This window comes from Bacteroidota bacterium, assembly GCA_034723125.1.
Classification (GTDB): Bacteria; Bacteroidota; Bacteroidia; order CAILMK01; family JAAYUY01; genus JAYEOP01.
In genome coordinates this window covers 1,356-3,173 of the sequence record JAYEOP010000235.1, presented here as the reverse complement: position 1 = coordinate 3,173, position 1,818 = coordinate 1,356, and the positions used below count along the sequence as shown (strand labels likewise).

Below are 1,818 nucleotides of genomic sequence, written 5' to 3'. Positions count from 1 at the left end.
CAATTGCATAGTACGTTCTTTGTCAGGACTAAGTTCTTCATCACTAAAACCCTCAAAAAGTTCCTTGTAAAAGCGGCAATGACAATATTCTCCTAAAGAGCATTTTCCGTGTTCTGTGCCGGGATTACAAAGTTGGAAAAATCCCATGTGCCAGCGTTTTATTTTTGCTTCCTGATTAAAATTATCACGAATCGTAGCATATTGAATATGCTCAGGTACTTCAAATAGGAGTACAAATGCCCAGTTATAAGCATCCAGCATTTTTTTTAAAGCGTTAAGAAGACGGCTGATTTGATTGTCAGACAATAATCCGGGAGGAGGTAGCTGAATTTTTTTGATACCCGTCCATTCTTCAAGCAGACGGATGACTGCTGTTTTATCATCATCTTCTTCCGTTATCCAATCATGTATGCTCAATTCATGTTCAACATAAGGACAACTTACATTTTCGGTAGCAAAAGCAATATCCATTAAAAGCTGTTCTAAATATTTTTCCATACAAAAAATGTTATTTGTTTTTAGGGGGTTCCTACTAATTTCTTTGTTTAGCAAAAATAATATTTTTAATAGTATTATCCAAAGGATTTTGAATTTTGTTAATCGTACCTGCTAACTTCGGTTATTATCTTGCTTTTCGTAAGCATTCCTTGTCCTGAATTCAGCTTGTTAACAAATCATTTCTCATCCAATCGTAAATCAAAAAATTCCTATATTTGTGGCTCTAAAAAGTATATTAATGAAACTATCAGATATAAAATTCGACTGTAAATATTTTGTTGGTGAATATCCTTGCCAGCCAAACAAAGAAAGAAACAAAACTTGCGATACTTGTGATGAATATAAGGTAATTTCAAAACGGATATTAATAATTAAACTTGCGGCAATTGGTGATGTGATAAGAACTACTCCATTGGTTGTAAAATATAAAGAATTGTATCCTGATTGCCATATTTCATGGATTACTCACACACCGGATATTCTTCCTAAAGATAAAGTTGACAAAATTTATAAATTTGATTTTACATCAGCTTATATCATCCGGCATCAGAAGTATGATATTGCAATTAATCTTGATAAAGAATACGAAGCCTGTGCATTGCTTACAGATGTTGATGCTAAAGAAAAATTTGGATTTATCTTAAAAAACAATCATCTTGATGCTGCAACACCAGCGGCAGAGCATAAAATAATAACAGGACTTTCGGATTCAATTTCTCAAAAAAACACTAAAAGTTACCTTGAAGAAATCTTTGAAATCTGTCATCAGAAATTTAATTACGAAGAGTATTTGATGGATATTGATGATGCATATTTAAAAAAATGGAATATTCTTAGAGAAAAGGCAAAAGGCAAAAAAATTATCGGACTAAATACCGGTTGTGGTAAAAGATGGCTTACTCGACTTTGGCCTGAGAAATATTGGATTGAATTAATAAAAAAATTGCAAGTCAATAATTTTTATCCTTTAATTCTTGGAGGTCCAGAGGAAAATGAAAAAAATAAAAAATTTGCAGAAGAGACAGGAGCATTTTATCCGGGAACATATTCATTGCAAGAATTTATTTCAATAACAGCAAATACCGATTTGGTTGTTACAGCAGTTTCAATGATGATGCATATTGCTACTGCGATTAAAAAACCAATGATTCTTTTTGTAAATATTTTTAACAAAAATGAATTTGAACTTTATAACAGAGGAGAAATTATTGAACCACCAAGTGGTTGTGATTGCTTTTATGGAACAAAATGCAAACGTGAAAATCATTGCATGAATGATATTTCTGTTGAGATGGTTTATGATGCTATTGTTAGGAATTT

General features: G+C 31.8%; 2 protein-coding genes. One reads left to right on the top strand and one right to left on the bottom strand.

The window, feature by feature from the left end; genetic code table 11:
- The coding region (locus tag U9R42_06585; GenBank protein ID MEA3495685.1) for a hypothetical protein at positions 1 to 498 on the bottom strand (498 nt) is incomplete at its 3' end.
- A 238-nt stretch (positions 499 to 736) separates the two neighbouring features.
- Between U9R42_06585 and U9R42_06580 the strand changes: the two genes are divergently transcribed.
- On the top strand, positions 737 to 1,818 hold a 1,082-nt coding region (locus U9R42_06580; protein MEA3495684.1), incomplete at its 3' end, for a glycosyltransferase family 9 protein.